The organism is Streptomyces sp. NPDC030838 (genome assembly GCF_055572035.1).
On the sequence record NZ_JBVIED010000008.1, the window covers coordinates 82,235 to 103,426 of the forward strand.

A 21,192-nucleotide genomic window follows, 5' to 3' on the forward strand; every position below is an offset into this window, starting at 1 on the left:
ACGGCCGGAGCCCCCGCACAGTGGGCTCCGGCCGTCGGCCTGTTCCGCGTCTCGGTCAGAGAGCGAGACCGGTGAGGACGAGCACCCGCTCGTAGGTGTAGTCGTCCATGGCGAACTTCACGCCCTCGCGGCCCACGCCGGACTGCTTGGCGCCGCCGTACGGCATCTGGTCGGCACGGTAGGAGGGGACGTCACCGATGACCACGCCGCCGACCTCGAGGGCGCGGTGGGCGCGGAAGGCGGTCTGGACGTCGTGGGTGAACACGCCCGCCTGGAGGCCGAACTTGGAGTCGTTGACAGCGGCGAAGGCCTCGGCCTCGCCGTCCACCTTCTGCACGGTGAGGACCGGCCCGAAGACCTCCTCGCAGGCGATCGTCACGTCGGCCGGGACGTCGGTGAGGACGGTGGGGGCGTAGGAGGCGCCGTCGCGCTTGCCGCCGGCGAGCAGCTTGGCACCGGCCGCCACGGCCTCGTCCACCCAGGACTCGACGCGCTTGGCGGCGTCCTCGCTGACCAGCGGGCCGACGTCGGTGGCGTCGTCGCTCGGGTCACCGGTGACCTGGGCCTCGACGGCGGCGACGATACGCGGCAGCAGCCGGTCGTAGACGGAGGCGTCGGCGATCACGCGCTGCACGGAGATGCAGGACTGGCCGCCCTGGTAGTTGGAGAAGGTCGCGATGCGGTTCGCGGCCCAGTCCAGGTCCTCGTCGCTCGCCCAGTCGGCCAGCACGACGGCCGCGCCGTTGCCGCCCAGCTCCAGGGTGCAGTGCTTGCGCGGCACCGAGTCCATGATCGCGTAGCCGACCTTGTCGGAGCCGGTGAAGGAGATCACCGGCAGGCGCTCGTCCTGGACGAGGGCGGGCATCCGGTCGTTGGGCACCGTCAGGATGCTCCAGGAGCCGGCCGGCAGCTCGGTCTCGGCCAGCAGCTCACCGAGGATGAGGCCGGAGAGCGGGGTGGCGGGCGCGGGCTTCAGGATGATCGGCGCACCGGCGGCGATGGCGGGAGCCACCTTGTGGGCGCACAGGTTCAGCGGGAAGTTGAACGGCGCGATGCCGAGCACGACGCCCTTCGGGAAGCGCCGGGTGAGCGCGAGCCGGCCCTGGCCGCCGAGGTCGGTGTCGAGGCGCTGCGCCTCGCCGCCGTTGAACCGGCGGGCCTCCTCGGCCGCGAACCGGAACACGGAGACCGCACGGCCGACCTCACCGCGGGCCCACTTGATCGGCTTGCCGTTCTCGGCGGAGATCAGCCGCGCGATCTCCTCGGTGCGCTCGACGAGCCGCTTGCTGACGTGGTCGAGGGCGGCGGCACGCACATGCGCGGGCGTGGCGGCGAACTCGTCCCGCACGGCGTACGCGGCGGCCACGGCCTCCTCGACCTGCGCGTCGGTCGGCACGCTGACCTGACCGACGAGCCGACCGTCCCACGGCGAGTTGACATCAAAGGTGCTCTCACCGGTGACCGGACGGCCGGCGAGCCAGAAGGCGTGGGTGGAGGTCATGGTCGTAGCCCGTGCCCTTCCGCGTTGGGGGTGTTTGTTGCCTGTCGGGTCCACGGTAGGGGCGGAGGGGCGGTGGGGGGCTTGTCCGAAACGTAGTGGTGGGGGGTGGGGGTGCGCCGGTTTGGACCAGTGAACCTCCATGGACACTGCCACCAGCCGCGCAAAGAAGATCCTCACTTCCAGTCAAACAGACAGGACGGCCGCGGCAGCCCAAGCGATCCGAATCAGCGCATCTTGAAGATAGTGCGTAAATTCGACGACCGCACCATCCCCGCACAGCAGAAGCTCTGCAAGGCATGCTTGAAACACTCATCGAAAAAACCCATGCAATTCCGCCGGGCACACGGAGGACTCGCTAAGCGAAATCCACTTCCACATCCCGACGGAAGGCGGGAATGCGCAGCGCTCGAAGCCCCCGGGAGAAGACTCGTGGAGTCGTCCGGGTTCGGCCCGCGCGTTGCCGTCAAAGCACCTCGGGGAACACTGAGCCGCGTGCACGCAAGCCACTGGTGCGCTTGCAAGCAACGCCATTCATTATAGGACTATTCCGTCCACCCCTGCACATTCGACATTGATTCGATGGAGAACCCGCTGGTCATCACCATTTTGCTGCCGACTTTCTTCTCGTAAACGCCAGGAGCGAGATAGAGAAGCCCCTCGGCAGCCTGAAAAAGCGGCCTGACGAAATGCGCAAACTCCGACCTCACCCTCAAGGCTGCATCGTACGCTTCCTTGCCAGCCAAAATGCATGCGCAGCGCGCATACAGGAAGTGGTCGCTGGTTTGCGGCAGCTCCAAGCCGCCCGCAAGCACCACCGGCACTTCCGCAAGTTCCCGCCTATCCATCCCATGAAGAGCCTCGCGCAGCTTTTCAGAAAACTTGATCAGATCGGCCGGATCCAGCTTGTCAAGCCTCCGAGACACCCGATCGAGAGCCGACCGCACGTCGTCCCCAGTTTGCACGGAATTCGAACCGATAATGCGCCAGAAGTCGATCACGCGATGCACCCTTACCAGAGCTCCAATTGCTGGAAGCCTCTTTGTTGCAGCTTCTTCTTACCGGGCGAAGTGATGTCGTTACCCAGCTGAACCCCCTGGCGCTTCAATTCCTCCATACGGAGGTGCTCAGCGATGAAGACGTCGTCTTCCGTGCCGCATACGTGCGTGCACTTCACGTCATCGAGGCTCTTCAACCGCCCACTATCAAGGTGATCCCTGAGCCTGTTCTTGAAGTTCAGCGTCTTGCCGACGTACGTCTTCCCGGGGTTCCACTGATCCGGAAACTCGTAGACACCTTGATTCTTGCCGCAGTTGTGGACGAGGACCGGCGTCGCCCCCGCCAGCACATAGTACGTGTGCAGGTCGCCAACAGTGAGGTTGTACACCTCAGCGTCCAGAGCCACCCAGCGTGCAACTGCAGTGACCTGCACGTGCGTGCCGGCGGCGGTGCGGAGCCACTGGCCGGAGCTCAGGTCGGTGGCGTCGATCCACTCCCCCAACTCAGGCACCCAGAACGGGTGTCCGTCGGTGGCCTCCACGGAAGCAGCGGACCCTCCTCGAGCGCCATCCAGGTCGATCGTCACCTTGACAAGGTGCTTGACGCCTCTGCCCTTGATCTCGGCCGTGACCGTCTCAGCCTGCGTTTCACCCGTCTCCGGGTCTGTGGCCAAGACTTTGTCACCGATGTCGACATCTTCAATTTTTTTGGTTGTGCCGTCGGCCATCAGCACACGCGTCTTGGGCGTGAAACTGTTGCTGCCCTTCTTACTGGAGCATGAATCCGCTATTTGCCTGAGCCGCTTCGCCTCGCTGCGTGCCCTGCGCCAGTCGTTGAACGTGTCGAGGAGATCGTCCCCCAGGTTCCAAATGCGCTTGCCCAGAGCAAGAGCTTTGTCCCCCTCGTCCCAGTACTTGCCGAACAGTCTCGCGAGTGGGCCGCCTCCCAGGAACGAGGAGACGATGTTGAGCGCTGTCTCGCCACACGAGCCCAGCGCGCCCGTGGTGAAGCAGTCGAGCGCATCCTTGATCCCCAGTTCCTCCGCAACGATGTCCGCGAGTTCCTCGGCGATCTTCATGGCCCGCCGCTTCGCGGCCTCCTGCTGATCCCGGGCCATCTGGGCCTCCGCCTCCGCCGGCGACATGGTCACCGAGGTGGCCGGGCTGCCCATCTGCTGGTGCTTCTTGGCCATCTCCTGGACGGAGGAGATGCCGCCACAGCCCACGCCCTCCAGACAGACCATCAGCCCGTCCGGGTCGCTCATCGTGACCGGGCTGTTGTTGGCGTAGGCGTAGCCGTTGATCTGCTGCGGGTCGTTGAAATCGATCAGCGGGTCGGCGGAGAGGAAACGGCCCGTGTCAGCGTCGTACTCCCGCGCGCCCAGCGTCGTCAGGCCCGTGGACTTCTGGATCGTGCCGCCCACGAAGCCCTTGTCGTTCACCCAGCCGGAGGACGTGGAGGTGGCCTCGTCGCGTGGGTTGCCGAAGGCGTCCATGCGGCGGCGGGTGGTCTCGCCTGTCGCGGGCTTGATCGCCAGTTCGGCGGAGCCCTGGTGGTCCGACGCCAGGTAGTGGACGCCGGTCGCGTCCCGCATGGCGATGGTCAGGTTGCCGAACTGGTAGTAGCGGGTCGCGGTCACCTTGGACGTCGCCTTGTCCAGGCGCAGCTCCATGCCCGGGAGGTAGAACGTCTTCTCGCCGGAGGTCTCCCTGAGGATTCGCTCGCCCGCCGCGTCGTACTTGTACGACGTCGTGGTTCCGTCGGCGTTGGCGACCTTCGTCAGCTCACCCTGCCGGTCCCACTCGAGGGTCTGGGTGTCGCCGCTGAGCACGCGGGTCCGCGTGTTGCCGGAGGCGTCGTAGGTGTAGGTGTCCCGGGAGGTGATCTCCGGTGTGGTGGGCGTCGCGGTGGTCGTGTCGGTCACCGACGACACGGTGTGCGGGCCGGAGTCCGTGCCGTTGGGGCCGGCGCCGGTGCTGTAGGCGTAGGAGCGGGTGGTCGTGGCAGCGCCGTTCAGGCCGTGCCGCACCTCGCTGGTGCGGTTGCCGATGGAGTCGTAGCCGTACTCCGTCCAGTAAGGGGAAACCCCGCCGACCGTGGCGGTCGAGGCCCCGGAGGCGCACGAGGCGTCGGTGGGTCCGGTGCCCATGGCTCCGTTGGACGACGCGGACGATGTCCACGCCTCCGTCAGACGCCGCAGACCGTCGTGCTCGAAGCACTGGATGTCACTTGTGCCGCCGGTCGGGGTGTCGGCGATCGACTGGATGTTGCCGATCGCGTCGTAGGTGTAGTTCGCGTCATACGCGACGCTCGCCGCTCCCTCGACGTCCACCCGTGAGTTGGTCAGGCGGTGTGTGCCTTGCTCGTAGCTGTTCGTGATCCAGGTCTTCTTCGCGGACGCGGCACCCGTGTGCAGCTCGACCTGCTCCAGGTCGGACGTCGGCGAGTACGAGGCGTCCGTGACGTACTTCCCGCCGCCAAGTGAAGAGCTGATGCCCACGGGGCGCTGCAGATCGTCGTAGGCGAACGACAGCGCCTCGGCCGACAGGTCACCCGCTGCCGGGAGTCCCTGGCCCTGCACCGTGCCGTCGCGGTTGTACTGGGTGTTGAACTCGTACGTGCCACCCAGTTCCGGCTCGGCCGTCTTCGACAGCGCGTACCGCGTGAGGGTCGGCTTGTAGTCGTTGTCGGGGTCCAGCGTCGGATAGGTGACCGCCGAGTAGACGGCGCCGTTCTTGTAGGTGTAGACGCCGAACAGCTCGCCCTTGTACACCGTGTCGTATCGGGTCAGTGAGAGCCGTGTGCCGGTGTCCGCCTCACCGTCCCAGGTCCCCACAGCACGGCCCAGGGCGTCGTAAGTCGTCGACGTCTTCTGGCCGTTGACCGTGACCGAGGTCTGGCGGTCCATGACGTCGTAGGTGAACGTCGACGTGCCGGTGTCCGGGTCGACAGCGGTGGTCTTTCGGCCCATCTGGTCGTAGCCGTAGCGCCAGACGTTGCCCTTGTCGTCGGTGACCTTTTCCAGCTGACCCGCGGGCGTGTAGCCGTACAGAGTGGTCACGGCGGAGCCGCCGACCGGATACTGGATCTGCGTGGTGACCTGGTCGCGGGCGTTGTTCACCACCGTCGTCTTCGTGCCGCCGGCAGGCGGCGTGGTGGTGACGCGGTCACCACCATGCGCGTACGTCGTCCGGTACTTCTCCGTGCCCTGAACCATGAAGATGGAGGCCGTCGCGCGGCCGGCTCCGTCGTACTGCGTCACTGTCTGCGCGTCGAGGTCGGAGTTGGCCGGCTCGAAGAGCGTTGAGGTCGGGGCGACGGCGGCGTAGTAGGTGTCGTTGACCGTGACGACGCGACCGGAACCGTCATAGAGGGTGTCGGCGATCAGGCTTCCGCCGCCCGGGCCCTCCGTCTGTTCCTGACGAGGCCTCAGGAAACCGTCGTAGAGCGTCCATTCGCTGTGGTACGACGCGCCATCGTTCTCGATCTTCCGGGTCTGTATGGCGGTCGGGCCCACGCTGCCCCGGAGCAGGTAGTCGTACCGGATGGACGGCGTGAGACCGATCCGGTCCGGCAGCCAGACCGATGTCAGGCGGCCCAGGCCGTCGTAGGCCAGCTCCGTCCTCTTGCCGTTCTGGTCGATCTTGACGATCGGCAGACCCCGGTGGGGGGCGTACTCCGTTGAGGTCGTCCATCCCAGGGTGTTGGTGACCGTCGCCTTGGTCGCCAGGCCGTAGGTGTCCGTATACGTCGTCGAGGAGGTGTACGCCGTCGAGGAAGCCGCGGTCTGCGCGTCCTTGACCACCAGCGGACGGCCGTAGTCGTCGTAGGTCGTAACGGCGGTCGTCTGGTACGTCGCCGCGGTGCCGTCGTGCGACTTGAGCCGCTTGGTCGTGGTGGAGTCACCCTTGGTCGGCGCCGCGCCCAGGGTGGTCGAGCCGTCGTAGTACGTCAGGTCATCGGAGATGACCTGGGTCTTGCGGTCCGGCGTCGTGGCACAGTCCACGGCGACCTTCTCGACGCGGGACACGTACGAGTACATGTGCCGGTCCGCGCTGTCCGCGTACTCGGTGCGGGTGCACTGGTTGTCGCTGACACCGACCTCGCCGACGTCGTTGACCTGTATCACCCGTCCGGTCGCGGGATCGTACTTCGTCTCCGAGCGGGTGTTGCGCCACTGGCCGCCCATCAGCGCGGTGTATGTGTTGGTGGTGCCGGTACCGATGAAGCGCGCCTTGGACGTACCCCAGTCCTTCACGCGAGTCGCTGTCGCCTGGGTCCAGGGCTCGGTGATGGACTTCTTGATGACGTCCGCGCCGTTGTAAGTGATCGTCTCCAGCTCGAAGCCGGCCTTCCAGTCCGTGTCCTCATAAGAGGTGCCGGTGGAGGCGGTCACGCTGGCCGACCGGGTGGTGCCGTCGGCGTCCACATCTCCGTGCAGGCCGCGGAAGAAGATGTGGTCCGTTTTGGTGTTGGAGGCGGAGTTGGTGCCGTCCGAGGTCTCGACGCGCACCTTGCCATAGCCGCGCCAGTCGCCCCAGGTCCGGTACTCGTTCTTGGTGATGCCGTCGGCTTTCGTCTTCCGCCAGCCGGCGTCCCCCATGTACGTGTACGAAGTGACCTGGTCGTCGGTGTGACCGGTGAGATCCTGCTCGAGGACGGAGTCGACGACGTACTTGTGGAACCAGTCGAGGATCGGGTCCTCCGCGCCCGGCGGATTCCACTTCACCGGGAAGCAGCGGACCTTGGACGAGTCCTCGGCCGGCAGAGAGCTCGGGGTGCACTGCTTGTCGGCGTACCGGACGCTGAGTACGCCGCCGGTCTCGTTCTCCACCCCCGCGAGGCGGAAGCGGTAGAACTTCTGGATGTTGTCGCCGGACTCGTCGACTCGGTTGGGTAGTTGGATGCCGTTCAGCTTGACCGACGGGACGGACACGTCCGTGCCCACCTTGCCGACGTGGTCGACGCTCTTGAGCCACAGCGACTTCGAGCCGTCCCCGTTGTCGACGAACTCGTGCCCGAGAGTCCACTCGTCGACCGCGCTGAACGTCGTCTCGCCCGTCCGGACCTGCGTGGTGATCTTGTCGAGCTGCTTGCGGGTCCAGAAGGTCGGGGAGTTCTGGCCGACGCACTTCGTGTCGGCCTTGCAGTTCTGGTCCCAGGGGACGTCCGGCCAGTTGGCGGCCGTCGCGTCGGTGAGGTCGCCCGGCTCGCAGTCGGTGGCGGCCCCGATGCAGCGCTCGGCGGTCGTGAAGAGGACGCGGGCGGAGGGCTGGGTGGAGTACACCTTGCCGGCGCGCTGACCGTAGTCGATCCGCTTGAGGTAGCCGCCGCGAATGTACGGCTTGCCGTTCTCGGTGGTCTTCAGGCCCTGGGTGTAGTGGTTCGTCTCGGTGCCGTAGTAGAGCGACATGACGTTGCCGTGCGGGTCCACGACGTGGTCGAGGTTCCAACGCCAGGCCTGGGTGCAATACGCGTCGCCGAACGTGGCGTTGTAGCAGGGCTCGCCGGAGTCGTCGCCGTACACGGGGACGGTCCAGGTCGAATTGGTCTCCTCGTTGCCGCTGGCGTACCCGGGCAGCTGGTTCAGCCCGAAGAAGTACTGGGTCCCGTCGGACGTGGTGACCTTCCAGTACTCACCCTTGTCATCAGTGTCGCCGTCGTCGCCGTTGACGGCGCCGGTCAGCTTCTCGATCTTCGAGTTGTCATCGCTGCTGAGCCGCCACTTGCCGGTGGTGTCGTCTTTGATGATCTCGCCGGACGTACCGCCGGCCAGGACGAGTGTGGCGTTGTCGTACCCCCAGCACTGGTCGCCGTACGTCTCGGCATGACCGTCCTCGGCACACGGCTTGTACCGACGCTCGATGTAGCCGGTGTCGTAGGAGAACCCCTGCCCGATCCAAGAGCCCTGGTTGTTGGTCGTGGCGGTCTGGCCGTCGATCGACTGGGAGTTGTAGCTGAGCCCGATCGTGGGCTGCAAGCCGCCGGGGACGGGTGGCGCGGTGATCGGGTAGCTCCAGGTGAAGGCGCCCGATGAGGTGTCCACGCCCCACTGTGAGGACGGTGAGAGGCTGGTGGCCGTGTAGTCGCCACCATCGCCGCCGCTTCCGGCGGTGGCGGCGAGCACAGTGGCAGAGGATGCGGTGGAGCCCGCGGTACGCATCAGCTGAGCTGAGGTGCCGGACGTGTCGCCGGCAGCGTCGACCGTGGCGGTCAGGATCTGCTCGGCAGCGTTGTTGCTGCTGTCCAGGTACGTCGGCGTGGAGCAGCCCTTCTTGCGCGGGGTCGTCAGCACGCACTGCGGGTACTGGGCGATCCGGAGCCGGGAACCGTAGTTGCCGCCGTAGGCGTCGGCGAAACCGGAGTAGTCCAGGGACACGCGGGCCGGGCCCTTGGCGCTCTCGCCGTCCGTGCGCGCCACGGTGAAGAGGAGGCCGTCGATGCCCGCGGCCGTAGCCGCCTTGCGGTCGAGAACTTCGAGGCGTACGGAGGCTGCGCCCTTGCTGCCGCCCACGGCCTTCGCCGTAACCGGCAGGCCCTTCGCCCTAACCGCCTTGTCGGAGAGGGTGACTTCGGCGCTGCCCGGCTCCGGCCAGAGTGCCTCGTCGGCTTCCTTTACCGCGGCCTTCTGGGCCTCGTCGACCCTGGTGAGCGCCTTGGGTTTGACCTTCCTGCCCCGAACCGGATCATCCAGCTCTGTCTGAGTTTTCGGCCTGTCGAGGCCACCATCGGCCGCGGCGGCGGGAACGTGCTGCGGCAGGAGTCCTACGGACAGCGCCAGCCCGAGGAGCACCGCCGCACGACGGCGGCCTGTGCGCCAGGCCGGTCTCCGTGACCGGGACCAGGGCGAGGACATGACATCTCCAGCGGAGTAGGGGAATGCGAAGAAAAGGCGCGGAGGCGCATGGTCGGGCAGGCGGCTTGGCCCGCCCGACCATGCGTGGGGACGGTTATTCGGCGGTTTCGTCGAGGCTGTAGCCGGCCGGCATCACGGACACGAGGCCTACCAGGGAAGCGTCGAGCGGTCCGCGGTACATACGGACCTCATCGACCGCGCCGGCGAAGAACTCACTCGCAGTGGTGCCGGTCAACGTCCGGCCGACCTGGAGGCTCGTCGTCCGGAAGTCCCAGGTGCTGCCCCAGGCCGCTTCCGCCACGGCTACGCCATTGACGTACAGCACGGCCTCACCGAACACAGCGTTGTAGACCAGTGCGAGGTGGTCGCCCTCACCGGCGGAGCTCGGCACGTCGGAGGTGTCCAGCACGGTCGTCGTCACCGGCGTCGAGGAGTCCGCGCTCGTCACCACCATTTGCCACCGGGCGCTGGACGCCTGGTACTTCACCTTGATCGCGCTCCCCCGGGTGCCCGCGAGCGACAGCACGGTGCCATCGGCCGCCGGGTTCGCGGAGGCCAGCCTCGCGCGAGCGGTGAGGGTGAAGCTGTCCTGCGCCGAGAGAAGGCCGGCTGATCGGGTCGCGAAGGCGTCGGTTCCGTTGAGGACCAGGTGTCCACCGCCCCGCAGCGGTTCAGCGGGCGGAAGGCAGTCCGGGTCGATCGAGGCGTCGCACGACTCGTCGGGCTGGTAGATGGCCGCCCGACCGCCGAGAGTCAGGCCGGTTCCGCCGGCCGCCTCGGGCGAGATGCCTGACGTCGCCTCGTCGACTTCCCAGTACGCGAGCTGGCGGGGTTTGATGCCACCGAGGACTTGTCCTTCGGCCTCCGGCACCACTCGGTCGTGGAGCTTGACGTCGGCGACACTTCCCTTGAGGTGGTTGGTGTAGCCATCGAGCGACAACTTGCGGCCGATCTGCAAGGCTCCGGCGGCGCTCCACGCCGTGTGCCGGGACTCGACATCCTCGGCGACGAGAGAGCCGTTGACGTACAGCATCATATTTCCGGCCTCGGCGTCGTACACGCCGATCAGGTGTGTCCAGCTGCCCGGCACAGCGGCCGCGCCGGACACCTTCCACGTCCCCAGAGACTCGATGTCACTGACGGGAGTACGGAAGGTCCAAGATGCGGAGTCCACGTCATAGCCCAGCTCGAAACCGGGCTGAGCCGTGCCGTCCTGGCTCACGACGGTGACGCTCTCGGCGGGCAGGGAGGGCAGCATCACCCAGGCGCTGACGGAGAAGGTACCGCTGGTGTCCACGGCCGGCTGCGCCGCGTCGAGGTAGGCGTTCGGCGTACCGTCGAAGGACGCAGCGGTGTCCGTGGCGCCGAGCGGTCCTTCGGCCTCGAAGGTCACTCCTGACCCAGCCGAGGCATCAGGAGCACCACTGCTGCCGGCTGCCTTCACCGACCCCGTCGCGTCGCCCAGCGTCCAGGCGGCCACGGGGGTGCGGCCGTCACTGACCATGAAGGCATGGGCGGTAGGACTCCCCTCCTGGGGGTTGCCGGCACCGTCGATCGCCGTCACCCGGAGGAAGAACACTCCTTCGCTCGGTGGCATCCAGCGGATCGTCACAGGGGCACCAGGCGTCGCCGCGTCCTTGATCTGCGGCGTGTTGTCCGCTTGAGGTCCGGTGAAGCGGTACTGGTACTTGACCACGTCGGCGGACGGCGAGTCCATGGTGAAGCTGCCGTAGTCACCGACACCCACGTGCCAGGCGTCGTCGTCCGGGTACTGAGGCGAGTTGATGGTGGCAGGATCGGGCTTGGTCGGGTCGTACATGAACTCGCAGCGGGTCTGACTGCCGTCGCTGGACCACGGGCCGTACGACTGCTGATCGAAGCCGCGGACCGCCCAGGCGATCACCGTGTTCGTCGGGATGGAGAAGCCCGCCTCGCCGTCCCCGGCGATGTCCGAACCGATGGTGTACGAGAACTTGGCCTGTCCTGTCTGTGTGACCTTGTCGCTCACATCCCGGGAGGTCACGATGCCTGTCGTCGCGTACTTCGTGACGACCTGCCCGGACTGCGTCCACCAGACCTTGAACTGTGCCTGCAGCTGCTCGGAGTGGGACCCCACGTCACCGTGGTCGTAGTCCTTGACGACGGCGGTGACCTTCGGCAGCTTCGTCACGTAGTGGCTCGTCGCCTTGCCGTACTCGCAGGTGTCACCGGGCTTCATGCCCAACGCGTCCTGGTCCGGTTGCAGGGGTGGCCTGTTGTATGTCACCGAAAGATGCGCGTTGCCGCAGAACCGCTTCCAGTACGACGTGTCGGACTCACTGCCCGCCTTCAGGCGGAACGTCGTGGTGTCCCAGCCGTTGTCGGCCGCCTTCTGCACCGTGCCCGTCACGCCGAAGCGCACGTTCTGGTTGGTCGAGGAGCAGGTGCCCGCGGCGTCGACGGGCGACTTGGTGGCGATCGTCTCCTTGGCCGAAGGCTGGTTGTTCCAGTTCGTCGAGGAGTTGATCGCCGTGGCTCCCGTGCTGTTGACCCGGGCCAGCTGCACCTCTCGCGCCGAGGAGGAGTAGGTGTGCACCATCGTCACCGCGAACTCGGCCTCGATGATGTCCTTGCCCTCGAAGGTGCCGGTCGGGATCGCGAAGAACTGCCGCTTGACGTCACTCGGGCCCGCACAACGGTAGGAGACGTCCGCCGGGCAATGGCCTACGCCCTCGTGGTCCGAGAACTTCCAGAACGACTCGCCGGAGTAATACGACGACACCATGGTCCAGGCAGTCCGGTTGGCGGTCTTGACCACCGGATCGATGTACACCGGATAGACGGTGTCCTTGCCCCTCAGCAGGTCCTGGTCGGGCACGAGCGTCATGCTGCCCGATGCGACGTCCACCGCGACATCGGCGACCTGAGCGCCGTCCGGCGGGGTGGCGGTCTCGGTCTCGGCGGCTTCCGACGCGGGGGGCGATACGGACGGCTCGGCGGAGGGAGCAGCCGCCGGGTGATTCCCGGAGTCCCACATCAACGGCTGCGGGGCCTCGAAGATCGTCCCACCCGTGCCGTTGCTGGTGGCGACGAGTCCGCCTGCCGCGTTGGTCTCGAGATCGACGGAAGTCGTTTCGACGGGCAGTGCCAGTGTGGCCAGGTCGGGGTTGGCAGCGGCCTTCGCGTTCTTGACCACCAGCACGTGCGAGAAGCCTTCCGCGCTCGCCGTGACCGTGAGGTCGACACCTGGCATGACGTTCGCATACGTGGCGGTCGGCCCGTCGATCTTCGGCTTGGGCAGCTTCTCCGGCCAGCCGAGTGACAGCCCGTGGCCGTCCTTCTCGATCTCGGCGAACGTCTTGGTCCCACCGCCGGAGAAGGACATGGCGGTGAGCGCCGCCTTGGGCGCGTACGTACCGTTCTTCTGCTGGACGAGGGTGGTGTCGATGTCCGTCCACTCACCGTTCTTGCGGGTGCGTATGGGCTGGACGTACTCGGTCACCGTGAACGTGCCGTCGGGGTTGGCCACTGTGGTGCTGCGCTCGTCACGCAGCGGCAGGATCTCGACCGGCTTGCCGGACTTCTTGGCTTTGGCCTGCGCTTCGGCCTCGGTGACCGCTGAAGATCCCTCGGACACGGGCTTTGACTCGTTCGTCGTCGCAACTGCCCGCTCTGCGGCGGGTGATGTTGCCGAGACGCCTGTGGTCAGCACCGCAGCAACGGCCGTGGCAACCGCAACCGTGCGGCGTCTGCCGCTCATGCGGAGATTCATCGTGCTCTGCTTCCTTCTCACCAGCTCAGCCGACCCGTCCGAACGACTCACCCTGGTCAGGCAGTCCACCCGAGCCCGGCTTGTAGGTGACCGTGCCTGCGCTCGTCGTCCCGTCGACGTCCGACCACGGCAGCACGTAGAGCACGCCCCTGAGGGTGTCGGCCGCCTTGCTGTAGGGGACGCCGACGTAGAGGTTGCTGGACCCCGATGCCAGGGCCAGGCCGGTGTAGTCCCGGGCCGCGGCCGTGTCGGGCAGCCCGGATCCACGAGTCAGCAGCTTGTCCGAAGTGCCGATCACCGTATCCAGAGGGCGGAAGACATGAACAGCGCCTGCGTCCTTGGCGGATCCGACGTCCCGGCCGGGAATGCCCACCGCGAGGCGGACCGTGGCCGCAGTCGTCGCGACACTGGTGTTGGTGTTGGCGATCGTCACGCGCTGCCCCAGGAAGTCGCCTGGGACGGGGGCTCCCTCGATATCAGCCGGCTCGGCATCGATGGCCGCCACCTCGGTGTAAGCCCCAGATGGCTGTATGCGGTAGACGGCCGCGCCACCGGCATCAACGATCGTCTGCACATCCTCGCCCGGACTGCCGATCGCTACCAGAGTGTCGGAGTTGTAGGTCTCATTGCCGGGCCGGTAGCTCGTCATGGAGATCGAGCTACCAAAGGCGTCACCGGCTTCAGCGACGCCGTTGACTCCGACGCTGTCCTGGTCGAGCCCGACGAGCGGGGTCGGGAAGCCACCGGCGAGGGTGTGGCTGAAGACCGTGACGCCTCCCGCGAACTTCTCGGTGCCGATGGCCTCGCCTGGCGTACCCACTGCGAAGAAGCGATTCGTCCCAGCCAGCGAGTAACCGAAGCGGTCGTTCACCTCCACGCTTCCAGGCACGCCGGGGTCCTTCTGACTTACCGGGACCTTCGTCGCGCCCTGGATGTACTCGATGGCGCCGGCGTCCGGATACGTCTTGCCGTCCACGGTGACGTTCTCGCCAGGTACGCCGACCACCAGGAAGGGCGAGCCGTTGGCCGCGGAACCGGCCTTCACCGCGTATCCGAACCAGTCGTACGCCTCAGTGGAGGTAGCGGTATCAAGTTCCTGCTGGTGGTAACCGACGACCTTCGAACCCTCGCCGATGCCGGTGGGGGTGCCATGGATGACGTAGACCGCTCCGGCATCGACCTGCCGCACTCCGTCCTTGGTCACGTCCTCGTAGGGGGCACCGATCACCAGGTCGGTACAGCCGTCCCCGTCGGCGTCGTACGTCGTGCTGGAGAAGCCGAAATTATCGTTGGCCTCGGGCGCCGCGACCATGCCGGTAGTGGCCTGGGATATCTCCGAGACACCCTTGCCTCCGCCGAGTACGACTCGCACCAGCCCAGCGCCCTTGGCCCCGTTCACCGTCGCGCTCGGGTCACCGATCACGGTGTCTACAAGGCCGTCACCGTTGAAGTCGCTCGACGTGCCGGCCGTACAGGCAGCTGCGGCCGCCACCGGCGATCCGAGCGACACCATGCCTGCGGCCATCACAAAGGCGCCCACTGCCGCGCTGCAGAATCCAGCCAGACGCGTACGCGTGCCCACACCCACCCCTCGTTCCCACCCCGAACGCGCCCTCCCCGGCGCGCTCTTGAAAGTTGTAAGCGCAGACTAAATACGAGCCCAGTAAAGATCGTCAAGCCCTGCCCACAATCTTGAATGCACGCCACACACAGACACCGGATCAGCGCCCGCACTTTCTGTGCGGCAATGAAGCGGATGACACTATTCCGCATCAGGCAGGGCAAATCGCCCTTCCAGCCATGTGACTGGAAGCAGTACTGAGCTGCCACTTCACTAGGTACTCACTTCCCGCACACGGGCGGGTCATGGTATGTTCACAGCCCCTCTGGCTACTTTCCCCAAGCAAATGGCGTGTGCTCGACGTTATCGACGCTGTCCAGCAAATGGGATGTCGCCCGGCATTTTCTGGAGAGCGTGACGGTGACCGGACCAGCCGTTTCGGTGGTAATTGCCGCGTACAACGCGATGCCTTATCTGACGCGTTGCATCGATTCCGTCGCCGAACAGAGCATCGGCAGGGAATCACTGGAGCTCATCGTCGTGAACGATGGCTCGACCGACGGCACGGCCGAGGAACTCGACCGGCTGGCCGAGGCGTACCCGGGCCTGCTGCACGTCGTCCACCAGGAAAACTCCGGCGGCCCGTCCGCTCCCCGCAACGCCGGGCTGGACCTGGCGCGAGGGGGGTTCGTGTTCTTCCTGGATGCCGACGACTATCTCGGCCCCGAGGCTCTGGAACGCATGGTGGCCATGGCCGAGGCGAACGGCACCGACATCGTGCTCGGCAAGATGGTGGGCGTCGGCGGGCGCAGCGCCCCCACGTCGATGTTTCGGCGGAACCAGCAGAAGACCGACGTCTTCTCGTCCCGCGTCTACTGGACGCTCAACCCGATGAAGCTGTTCCGCAGGGATCTGCTGGAGCGGCACCGGCTGCGGTTCCCCACCGATCTGGCCATCGGGGAGGACCAGCTGTTCGTCGGCGCCGCCTATCTGCACGCCTCCGGGATCTCCGTGGTCGCCGACTACGACTGCCTGTTCTGGGTGCACCGCGAGGACGAGGGCAACATCACCCAGCGGATCTCAGGCTCGGAAGCACGCCTGCGCTTTATGCCGCGCGTGGTCGACATGATCCTCGACACCGTGCCGCCCGGCCCGCGCCGCGACCACCTCGCGCACCGGCATCTGACGATCGAGGTGGAGCAGCTGTTGAGCGAGCATCTCGTCTTCGAGGACCGTGAGATACAGCAGAAGACGCTGCAGCGGCTCGCGGACACCATCGAACCCCTCTGGCACGACGGCCTGAACGACCGTCTCTCGGCCATGGCCCGGCTCCGGCTGCACCTGGTGCGCCACCGTATGCTCGACGAAGTCCTCGAACTCGTCGCTTTCGAGGCCGATCCGGCCCGCCGCGAGAGGGCGACCCCCGTACTCGTCGAGAACGGCCGCGCCCTCGCCCGCTATCCCTTCCTCCGCGACCCCGCCCGCGCCATCCCCGACGTCTGCTACGACGTCACCGCCCAGCTCGGCGTACGCCACCAGGTCACCCGCGCCGAGATGCGCGGCGGCACGCTGCACATGGCCGGCCACGGGTACGTCCACCGCGTGGAAACCCATGGCGTCACCACCGGACTGGTGCTGCGGGAGCGGGACAGCGGCACCGAGTACCGGCTGCCGGTCACGCACACGCCCACCCCCGGCCTCGGCGCCGACGAGGACCAGGGGTACTTCACGTACAACCTCGCCGGATTCGAAGCGACCGTCGACATCACCACGGCCGCCGACGGCAAGCCCCTCGCCGACGGCCTCTGGGACATCTCCCTCGCCATCGGCGCCCAGGGCCTGACCCGCGAGGTCCGTATCGGCAGCAAGCGGGCCGCGGGCGTCTCGGGCGCCCCGGCCACCCTGGCAGTCGCCACCGCCGCCGGGCTGCGGGCCGTCACCCTCTACGCCACCAAGCCGTACGGCAACTTCACCCTCGACCTCGGGGAGAACAAGCACGAGCTGCTGCCGCACCTGGAGCTCGGCGGCATCCGCTGGGCCCAGGACGTCCCGGCCGAGCTGGAGGTCAGCGGCCGGTGCACTCTCGCCGCCGTCCCCGACGGCGCGCTGGTCGTCGCCCTCGAGAACGAGCGGAACGAAGAGGCCGAGTTCCCTGTCCGGCAGGTCACCGGCGACTCCGCCTTCACCGTGCGCGTGCCGGTCAGGGAGCTGCCGCCCGGCATCTGGCGCGGCCGGCTTCGGCTCGGCCCATGGGCCCTGCCCCTGCCCGAGCTGCCCGCGAACATGGCCCCGGCCAAGTGGCGGCGGCGTGGTCTGCCCTGGTACGCGAAGCCGGTGGCCGACAGCGGGGAGGGCTTCGCGCTGCACGTCGCGAAGACCGAGCTGCTGAAGGCCGTGGCCGGGCGGATCAGGCCGCGTGGGCGGAGCTGACCCGCGGCGCTTCCCCCGCTACTGCTCCCCCGCCGTCGCCTTCAACGCCAGCCACAGCTCCATCCGCACATCCGGATCGTCCAGCGAGCGGCCCAGGATCTCCTCCACCCGCCGCATCCGGTAGCGCAGGGTGTGGCGGTGGACGCCGAGGTCGGCCGCCGCCGCGTCCCACTGGCCGTGGCGGGAGAGCCAGGCGCGGAGGGAGGCGACCAGGTCGCCGCGGCCGGTGGCGTCGTGTTCGTGGAGGGCGCGGAGGAGGCCGTCGGCGAAGGCCTTGACCGCGTCGTCGGCCAGCAGCGGGAGGACCGAGCCGGACGCCAGTTGTTCGTGTTCGACCAGGATGCGGCCTCGGCGGCGGGCCACCGACAGGGCCTGTTCCGCCTGTTTGTACGCGGCTGCGGCGGCGATCGGGCCGGCGGGCGCCGAGAGGCCGATCACCAGGTCGTCGTCCTCCGCGGCCGAGGGTTCCCGCGTCACGCCCCCGTTGCTCCGCGCCGCCTCCAGCGCCCCCGCGTACTCGCCGCAGGCGTGCACCGCCGCGCCCCCGTCCGCCGCCAGCACCACCAGGCGCTCGCCCTCGGGCACCGCGAGCACCGCCTCGCCCGCCCGGGCTCCGGCCGCCTCGACGGCTTCCGCCAGACCGGACACGCCCGCCTCGCCCTCGGCCACGAGCACGCGGAACGGCGCGTCCAGGAGGCCGCCGTAGAGGTCGCCGGCGACCGCGCGGGCGTGATCCGGCTCCCCGGCCAGCAGCATGCGCAGCACCGCCGCGCCGATCCGCTGCTCGGCCGCGTGCAGGGAGCGGGAGCGTTCCGTCGTGAGGGTCAGCAGGGCGATGGCCGAGTGGACCGCGTAGCGCTCCGCCGTGCCGAGGGCCGCCGCCGTGCCGACGGCGAGCGCGGCGCGGGGGCGGCGGCCGGTGCCGATCGAGTGGAGTTCGACGCGGTCCTCGTGGTCGGGACCGCCGACCACCGAGCTGGCCGGAGCCGGGCGGTCGCGGAGGCGTTCCACGTCGGCCGTGAGGCGGGCGGCGCGGCGGCCGGCCCAGTCGGGGGCCGCCGCGACGACGGCGCCGGACGCGTCGTAGAGCGCCGCCCAGCCGTCGACCTGTGCGGCGAGTGCGCCGAGCAGGCCCTCGGGGCCGTCGTTCAGGGCCTGTTTCGTCAGTTCGCGCTGGGCCGCGAAGCCCGCCGTCACCGCGCGGTACTGGTCCGCCGCGATGGCCGCCGAGACCGCCTTGGTGATCGCCAGGAAGGGGGTGCGGCGCGGGACCTCCAGGAGCGGCAGGCCCTCTTCCTCCGCCGCGTCGACCAGGGCCTTGGGGATCTCCTCGTAGTTGACCCCGACCGCGAACCCCAGGCCCACCACGCCCGCGCCGACCAGCCGCCGGACGTAGCGGCGCATGGCCTCGGGGTCCTCCGCGTCCAGCTTCAGCGCGGTGATGAGGAGCAGCTCCCCGCCTTCCATGTACGGAACGGGGTCGGCCAGCTCGCTGACGTGCGCCCAGCGGACGGGCACGTCCAGGCGGTCCCCGCCCGCTCGCACGGTCAGCTTGAGCGCCGAGTGGTGGACCAGAGAGGCGAGCGTGGGAGGCATGCGGCCTTCAGGAAGGAGGGAGCGGGTGATCTTTTGGCCGCCGCGTACGAACGGCCCATACCGATTCTGCCTCACCGTACGGTCACCGGACGCCGCTTCACCCCCGCAGGTCCACCAGCAGCGGCGGCGCGTGCTCGCCCTTGACGTTGGTGAGGGAGAGCACCGCGTGGCCGGGCGGCACCCCGTGCGCCAGCTCGGACGCGGACCAGCGTTCGCGCTCCACCTGCCGTACGGTCACCGCGCGCGCGGTCGGTGCCTTGCCGGTGATCACCCGGCGCAGCATGTGCACGGCCTTCCCGGCAGGGGTCTCGGCGATGATCTGCCGGTCGGTGACGTCGCGCGCCTCGGTCCACTCCTTGCCCCACACCTCGGCGAAGTCCTGGCCGTCCCAGGGGGTGAGCCCGGAGAGGGCGACCAGGCATCCGGTGGCGCCGAGGAGCGGGCCGCGCAGCGGGCGCGGTACGTCGTCCAGGGTGCGCAGGGTGAGGACCGCGCCCGCGTTCGCCGATCGCAGACGCTGGATGCCGCGCACCGCCTCCGGTGTCACCACGCCCGTCGCGTCGTCGAGGATCAGACAGGCGAACAGCGAGCGGTCCTCGCGGACCGCCACGCTCGCCGTGAACTGGGCCAGCACCAGCCGGGCCAGGATCCGTGAGGCGTCCGCGTGGCCGCGCGCGGGCAGGTCGATACGGACGCGGACCGGGTGGTCGAGGGCCTTGAGGGAGAACGGCCGGGACTGGCCGGACGTGTCGAAGAAGCCCGCGAACGTCGGCCGGTCCAGCAGGGCGATCCGGTCGGCCAGGACCCCGCCGACGTCACCCGGGTGGGCCATCTGGCGCTCCCGCGCGTCCAGCTCCCGCAGCAGCGACTCCTGCCCGGCGTCCGCCAGGCCGGTGCGCAGCTCGGCCAGCGGGCCCGGCGCCCCGTCGAGCAGTGCGCGCAGTTCGGGTACCGACGGGAAGCGGCCGTGGACCGCGCGATACGGGCCGAGGAGCTGGGCGAGGACGGTGGTGGAGCGGCGGCTGTCGCTGCCGGGGTGCGGATCGGCCAGGTCGCCCACCAGGGCTTCGGCCAGTATGGCCGCGGCCTCGTCGGGGTCCGTCGTACCGCCGTACAGGTCCAGGTCGTACAGCGACTCCGGGTTTCCGATGCGTACGACGACGTCGTAGGCGTCGGCCGGGCCGAGCCCGGTGCCCGCCGCGCCGACGACCACGACGGCGGCCCGTCCGGCCAGCGCGTGCAGGCACAGCGACTCGGCGAGCGGGCGGATCAGGCTGCCGGTCTTGCCGGAGCCGGCCGGGCCGACGGCGAGCAGCGAGGTGCCGAGCAGGTCGGGGCCGAGGCCGAGGCCGGTGCCGCGGTAGGCGTAGGGGTTGCGGGGGTCGTCGGCGGTGGTGCCGAGCCGCACCTGGCCGGTGAGCAGGTCGTGCCGGGCCTGGCGGCCGGGCAGATCGCGGGCGCCGGAGGGGTGCGGGCAGGCGGCGGAGCCCTCCCGCAGGACGGCGCCGGTGAAGGTGGCCAGGCTGTGCCGGCCGCTGCGCACGCCCTGCCAGGCGCGGGCGATCCGGGCATGGTCGACGTCCCGCATCAGGCCCTGCCGGGCCTCGGTGGCGAGCCGGTCGGCGGCGTCGGCGGCCCCGGCGGCGCGCAGGGCGGGCCACTCGGCGGGGTCCTCCTGCGGGACGGGCGGGCGCGCGTTCGCCTGGGTGTCGGAGCGGCGCCAGGCGGGCGGGCCGTAGCGGCGCCACAGTTCACCCCAGCGGCCCAGCCGGCCGACACCGGTCAGGATGATCAGGGCGACGATCACGTAGTACGCGTAGACGACCACGACGGCGGCGAAGCTGTGCGGCTCGGCCCAGGAGTCCGGGATCATCGCGTACAGCGGCAGCAGCCACCAGCCGCCGAGATAGCCGTTCCACAGCAGCGACCAGATCAGCCAGCCGACGAGGAACGCGATCAGCGCCCCGGCGATCAGCTGCCGCCCGGGCACCAGCTCGGGCTCCTCGTCGGGCCGCGGCCGGTGTCCGAACCGCCACACGCCGGGCGCGGCCTCGGGCCGGGGCGTGCGCAGCCAGGTCAGGAAGGCGGAGCCGTCGGGGAGCGGTGGCGCCGCCGGGGGCCGGGGCGGCATCGCGGGCATCGCGGGCGTCTCCGGCACCTCCGGCGGCCGCGCCGGACGCGGCACCGGATCGGCATGCGTGCCCCGCGCGTCCCGGGTCCCGTCGCTGTCCATCGCCCTTGCCCCCTGACCAGCCGCCGCGTCCGCGTTCGCGTCCGCCCTGTGCACCATCAGCGAGTCAATCTAACGCGCGCGCACGGGGAGTTCACCGGTGGCGCGGCGGGGCGCACCGACGACATCCGCCGACGACACCCGCTCGCGCGACGGCGGCCGGCCCGTGGCGCCTATGTCCATCGCGGACAACCGACCTCGCCGACAACGCCCACATGGAGCATGCCCACCCCCTCCCGCCCGTCTTAACCTGCGAGAAAAGAAGACAAGA

General features: G+C 68.6%; 8 protein-coding genes. 1 reads left to right on the top strand and 7 read right to left on the bottom strand.

Translation table 11 applies throughout. The annotated features are described in order from the left end of the window. Positions 1 to 55: 55 nt before the first annotated feature. The 5 genes from ACZ42A_RS21475 to ACZ42A_RS21495 form a co-directional block, all read right to left on the bottom strand. Positions 56 to 1,501, bottom strand: coding sequence for an aldehyde dehydrogenase family protein (locus ACZ42A_RS21475; RefSeq protein WP_468528846.1), 1,446 nt, complete (start codon positions 1,499 to 1,501; stop codon positions 56 to 58). Between the two features lie 542 nt (positions 1,502 to 2,043). After that, complete coding sequence (locus tag ACZ42A_RS21480; protein ID WP_468528847.1) at positions 2,044 to 2,499, bottom strand: DUF4240 domain-containing protein; 456 nt, start codon at positions 2,497 to 2,499, stop codon at positions 2,044 to 2,046. A gap of 11 nt (positions 2,500 to 2,510) precedes the next feature. After that, entirely contained in the window at positions 2,511 to 9,290 is a 6,780-nt protein-coding gene (locus ACZ42A_RS21485) for a polymorphic toxin-type HINT domain-containing protein (RefSeq protein WP_468528848.1), read from the bottom strand. Positions 9,291 to 9,447: 157 nt separating this feature from the next. Further along, complete coding sequence (locus tag ACZ42A_RS21490) at positions 9,448 to 12,969, bottom strand: LamG-like jellyroll fold domain-containing protein (protein WP_468528849.1); 3,522 nt, start codon at positions 12,967 to 12,969, stop codon at positions 9,448 to 9,450. Positions 12,970 to 13,129: 160 nt separating this feature from the next. Further along, positions 13,130 to 14,686 (bottom strand): integrin alpha, encoded by a 1,557-nt coding sequence (locus ACZ42A_RS21495; protein ID WP_468528850.1) that lies wholly within the window; start codon positions 14,684 to 14,686, stop codon positions 13,130 to 13,132. 420 nt (positions 14,687 to 15,106) lie between these two features. Between ACZ42A_RS21495 and ACZ42A_RS21500 the strand changes: the two genes are divergently transcribed. Beyond that, complete coding sequence (locus tag ACZ42A_RS21500) at positions 15,107 to 17,095, top strand: glycosyltransferase family 2 protein (RefSeq protein WP_468528851.1); 1,989 nt, start codon at positions 15,107 to 15,109, stop codon at positions 17,093 to 17,095. A gap of 18 nt (positions 17,096 to 17,113) precedes the next feature. On the opposite strand, the gene ACZ42A_RS21505 is transcribed toward ACZ42A_RS21500, so the two are convergent. Both ACZ42A_RS21505 and ACZ42A_RS21510 read right to left on the bottom strand, forming a co-directional pair. Beyond that, the gene (locus tag ACZ42A_RS21505; protein WP_468528852.1) at positions 17,114 to 18,691 is read right to left on the bottom strand and encodes a PucR family transcriptional regulator; all 1,578 of its coding nucleotides are present in this window, start codon (positions 18,689 to 18,691) and stop codon (positions 17,114 to 17,116) included. 97 nt (positions 18,692 to 18,788) lie between these two features. Further along, the gene (locus ACZ42A_RS21510) at positions 18,789 to 20,924 is read right to left on the bottom strand and encodes an ATP-binding protein (RefSeq protein WP_468528853.1); all 2,136 of its coding nucleotides are present in this window, start codon (positions 20,922 to 20,924) and stop codon (positions 18,789 to 18,791) included. Positions 20,925 to 21,192 lie beyond the last annotated feature (268 nt).

Bases quoted from the DNA above. Each gene is read 5' to 3' on its own strand.
- ACZ42A_RS21475 (WP_468528846.1), bottom strand. From the start codon at position 1,501: ATGACCTCCACCCACGCCTTCTGGCTCGCCGGCCGTCCGGTCACCGGT.
- ACZ42A_RS21510 (WP_468528853.1), bottom strand. From the start codon at position 20,924: ATGGACAGCGACGGGACCCGGGACGCGCGGGGCACGCATGCCGATCCG.
- ACZ42A_RS21505 (WP_468528852.1), bottom strand. From the start codon at position 18,691: ATGCCTCCCACGCTCGCCTCTCTGGTCCACCACTCGGCGCTCAAGCTG.